General features: G+C 58.6%; 1 protein-coding gene and 2 pseudogenes. All 3 read right to left on the minus strand.

Annotated features, from left to right (window positions below; translation table 11 throughout):
- Nucleotides 1-79: 79 nt before the first annotated feature.
- Nucleotides 80-905, minus strand: a pseudogene (locus tag PMN64_RS42040) (IS5 family transposase); the annotation flags it as partial.
- A 233-nt stretch (nucleotides 906-1138) separates the two neighbouring features.
- On the minus strand, nucleotides 1139-3691 hold the full coding sequence (locus tag PMN64_RS42045; RefSeq protein WP_411785017.1) for a CaiB/BaiF CoA transferase family protein: 2553 nt from the start codon (nucleotides 3689-3691) through the stop codon (nucleotides 1139-1141).
- A 1008-nt stretch (nucleotides 3692-4699) separates the two neighbouring features.
- Nucleotides 4700-4884: pseudogene (locus PMN64_RS42050) on the minus strand (IS630 family transposase); the annotation flags it as partial.

Genomic DNA, 4884 nt, shown 5'->3' on the forward strand with positions numbered 1-4884 from the left:
CGAACCCAACTACAAATGAGGCTCGCATCTTGCTGATCAGCTCACGCCCGACAAGGTGCGGAAGACACGCCGCTTACGATCTATCTCTCAGGTCGTGTACGAACTGGGTGATGTCATAGGCCTTATCCGCCCCCAGAGTGACCCGCTTCGCGCATCCGCGCCTGTCGATCATGGCAAGCGCAATCTCCCGTTCGGCGGTGACCGTCGCTTGGCTCACCCCACCCAAAACCGCTAAACCATTTCGGTTCTCCATCAGCGCATGGCCCATATAGCTCAGCTTGGCCGGCTGGCCGTCACCATTCTTGTAGAGCCGCGCCTCAGGGGCGGTCGTGCTTGCATGGGTCTCGTTGGATCGCTTCTCCTTGTGGAAGCTGCGCTCGGCGTTGCGCCCCGGACCGTCCTCGTCTTTGTCGCTGCCGTCCTTCTTCCGGAAGCTCTTGATCGAAGCCCACGCTTCAATCAGCGTACCATCCACCGAGAAGTGATCGCTCGATAGCAGACGCTTGACCTTTGGTTGCACCAAACGCGTTCAGGAACTTGGCCGCAATCTCGCCCTCAAGCAACCGGTCGCGGTTCTTCGAGAAGGTCGAATGGTCCCAAACCGCATCGTCCACCCCAAGCCCAACGAACCAGCGGAACAGAAGATCGAACTCCATCCGTTCCATCAGATGCCGTTCACAGCGAACCCCGTAAAACGCATGGTGGAGCATCGCCCGAAGTAACTTCTCCGGTGCGATCGAGGGGCGACCGAAGTCCGTATAGAGCTTGCCGAACTCCCCAGAAAGGTCGCCCAGCGCCGCATTCGCCAAATCTCGGATCACCCGTAGCGGGTCGTCGACGCGAACCCGGGCCTCCAAGTCCACATAACTGAAAAGCGAGCCGGACCGTTCGTCACTCCCCCGCATCGCGCTCCCCTGTTAAATCCTAGCCCGAGAGAATCACGATACGAAACGCTTCGCTACCGACTTCTTCAACAGCCTGCTAGGCTACAATCTTCCTCCAGTGCGCCCACTCTCGGCGATCATTATCGGCGTCAAGCTGAATGCCCCACACAACTCGGATCACTATCGGCAACAATCTCGTCTTTACCGAAGTTGACCGAGTAAGCGAAATGCTTGGGCAGGCAGGAGGGATTTCCTCAGCCTTGGCCCGATTTGTCAGTCTGACGAAGGCTCCTTCCTTGCGTGAGTTCAGGTTCCGAGAGCATCGCGGTTCCAATGATGCCCTCCCTTGCCAAATGCGCGATCTCTGCGTCAGAGAGCCCGAGAACACTTGACAGGATCTCTCCGTTATGTTGTCCCAGCGTTGGCGCGGCTGCGCGTAATTCATAAGATCCGGTGCCCTCCCGGATTGGCATCGAGGGCTGCGGATGCAAGCCAACGAAAGCGCGTTCGACTTCCTGCAGAAACGCACGCGACCTGAGATGTCGATCATTGAGTAGATCAACTGGCAGGCGGGCCACGCCAGCCGCAACCCCTGCGGCCTGCAACTCGGACATAGCCTGATCCGCATTGCGGGGGAGCGTCCAACCTTCGATGCCTTTCTCTATCTCGTCCTCGACATCGCGGCGCCCTTCAGCGAATTTCAGCGATGCGTCGGCAGCCCAGTCTGGCCGCCCGATAAGGACGGCAAGCCTCTGCCACATGTCTGCGTCCGTCGCGGCCAATAGGATCCAGTTATCCTCGCCCGCACAGCGGAAGCAGCCGTGCGGCACGAACTGCGGATGTCGATTACCGTATCTGATTGGCGGCGTACCGCAGATCGAATTGACGGCGATCCACGGCGCAGCAAAGGGCATCATGCATTCGATCTGCGCCAAGTCAATGAACTGTCCCTGCCCGGTGGTGAGGGCGTGAATCAGCGCAACGAGAACCGCTGCGCAGCCGTTCAATCCGCCCACGGCATCCCCAAATGCAACATGGCTCATTACAGGTGTTTGGCCGGGGTTTCCGATCACGCTCGGTAACCCCGAGCCCTGCTCGAGAGTAGAGCCATAGGCCCGGCAGTTACGGAGGGCGCTGTTCGTGCCAAAGGCTGACATCGACATCATGATGAGGCGAGGGTTGAGCACTCTGAGCACATCGTAGCCGAGCCCGAGTCGGGGCAGCACATCGACCGAATAGTTGTCGACAACAATATCGGCTCCCGCCAAAAGCCGTTTGGCAAGCGCTAGGCCTTCCGTGCGCTTCAAGTCGAGCGTAATGCCACGCTTGTTTCGGTTCATCATGCAGAAACGTAACGCCTTTTCGTACATCTGGCCGGCTACGAAACCAGCAGGCCGATTAAGGCCGCGCCACCAGTCTGGATACTGGATGGCCTCGACCTTGATGACCTCAGCACCGAGATCAGCGAGCGTGCGAGTACATAGCGGCCCCGCCCATCCCATCGAAAAGTCGATGACGCGAACTCCTTGCAATGGCAATCCGCCGATATCGATGCGGCCGGACGACGCCGACGCAGTGCGAACCTGACCTGTTCGGTAATTCGCGAAAGCCTGCTGCTCACCAGGAGCCGGAACTCTTCCACCCTGCCGCGGCGGCGTCAATGTCAACCGCTGCATGGAGCCAGTTGTCAGGCCCTCCTCTTCGCCAAGCAGGACGGGTACGATTGCGCCGCGCTCCCTCTTCTCCGCGTCCTGGAGCAGATCGGATATTTCAGGTACTGGGACGATCGGGATCTTGCGCTTTAGCCCTTCCGCAAACCACTCCTGCGCTGTTCGCGTCTTAAGCCTCGGGACGAACTGTCGTTCAATCTGCTCCGCGTGTTGCAGACGGTTGTCATTGAGGAGTAACGTTGGATCATCACGCAATTCGGCCAAGCCGAGCATGTCGCAGAACGCGCGCCATTGTGTCGGTGCCACCGTCGTAACGCCGAGCCAACCCTTCTTGGTTTCGTAAATGCCGGTAGGGAAGTTCGGCCAAAAGCGGTTAATGCCAATCCGGCGCATCACGTCGCCGTGTTCAAACGCCTCGAACATGAGATACTCGCTGAGGGTGAGACAGGATTCGAATATGTTGAGCGACCACGACCGCCCTGTCCCACCCCGCGATCGCGCAACCGCCGAAGACGCCGCGGCGATAAAACCCCATAGGCCGGCAAGGATACCTGTCTGAAAATCCGGCGAGTGAGATGGCGGGCCTTCGACCGTCCCGCACAGCTTGACGAGGCCGGCAAGCGCTCGGACGGTCGAGTCGGTTGCGGCGAATCCGGCGTAGGGCCCCTCGCGGCCAAACCAGCTCGCCTCGAGGTAGATCAACCCGGAGCACCGCTGCCGAATTGCAGTGATATCAACGGATGGGCAATCCGCGGGATCAACATCCCGCCCGTCGACCAGAATGTCGCACCCCTCGATCAATGCCGTCAGCTGCATAACCGCGTCGGCGTCAGCACCATCTATGACGATGCTTGACTTGTTGAAGTTCAGGAATGCAAACCAAGCGCTCTGGCCGCCAGGCGTAAACGGCGCGCTGCGCCGAAGTGGATCTCCTCGTGGTGGCTCGACTTTCTGAACATCGGCGCCGAAATCCGCGAATAGCCGCGCGCAATAGCTGGCTGCAGCTGAGCTACCGATCTCGATAACCCGCAGATGCGACAACACTCCCATCGACGACTCCATTTTATAATCAGTGATTGACTCTGCGCCGTTAGCCCTTCGCCGCTGCTCCATTCTTTCTAGACCGGTTTTTGTCAAGTATATCGCCCGCAGTGCCATCACCTCCGCAGGATTCAGTCGCAGTCAACGCCGGCCTCAGCGTTGCGAAAATGTCCAGTCGATGGGAGTACGCAGTCCGAACGTAAGCCGGTGCACCAGCGCCGTATAGAATTTCGAGCTCGCGGTGAGCTATCATAGACATCTTGCGAACACTCCACCGGCCGCTCTGTCAGATGAACTAGACTCCTCCCTAGATCGTTGGACAGCTACCAATTCAGATAGACTAGTAAGCGTGAGGCCCCCCTGGCAGGCGGTCTCGCATATTGGTTGAGGAACTGGCGGCCTTCGTTCCGTTAGTCGGGCGGACTTGACTATCTCGCACTTCAAAGAGAACAGAAAGTGCTCAAAGCCGCACTGGTCCGGCCGCCGACGCTTGGCGAGCTCATGACGCACGAGTTGACTTTGAGAGTTGCCGAGTCGATGAAGTCGCGTTCTCGGTGGAAGACGCCGGTTTGAAAGTCGTACAACCGCAACTATCGACTGGTCGGTTCGGAATTGGCACTCCGGCGCTCGGCATTGCTCGGCCCCGTTTTGATATGATGGTCGAATACGACCAAACAGCGAGTAGTCGAAAACTCGCTCAGCGGGAGGCACTCTCTGTCCTGTCGACGGTCCTCGGCACGGAGTGACATCCAGCAACACCGACTGCCTGATGCTGTACAATTCCGCGGGGAACGACGATCGTAGCAAGAGCGCTGGTATGACCATAAGTGGTGCTTACATGGTAAGCCGCATCGTCGATCGAGCATTCTAGATCCAAGGCGCCGCGGGTTACATGCGTAGTATTAGTGAGACCTTCAGCGTCCGCCTCTCGCATCTACAAGGGCAAGAACCAGACCATAAGTGCCGCGTGCTCGCCCAGCATCTATTAGCGTGGACCTTGCCCAGCGGTACTAGATAAGCGCTCGCTCGAGAGTCTTTGAACGCCGGCTCTTGTCTGCGTTGAGTTAGCGTGATCCCAACCGCGCTGCGGATGGGTAACCGATGCTAGTGTCCTGAACCAGAAGTTCGCAACGCCGCGTCGCCGTTTTCCAGGGTATTGTATCGGCAGAAGCGCTCGATGGAAGCAAGGATGTCGTCTGCGGACTTGGTCCATCGGAAGGGTTTGGGATCAGCGTTGTGCCGATCGATGAACGAGGAGATGTCAGCCCTGAGGGCTGCGACGCTGCGGT

Source organism: Bradyrhizobium sp. UFLA01-814 (assembly GCF_046718885.1).
Classification (GTDB): domain Bacteria; phylum Pseudomonadota; class Alphaproteobacteria; order Rhizobiales; family Xanthobacteraceae; genus Bradyrhizobium; species Bradyrhizobium elkanii.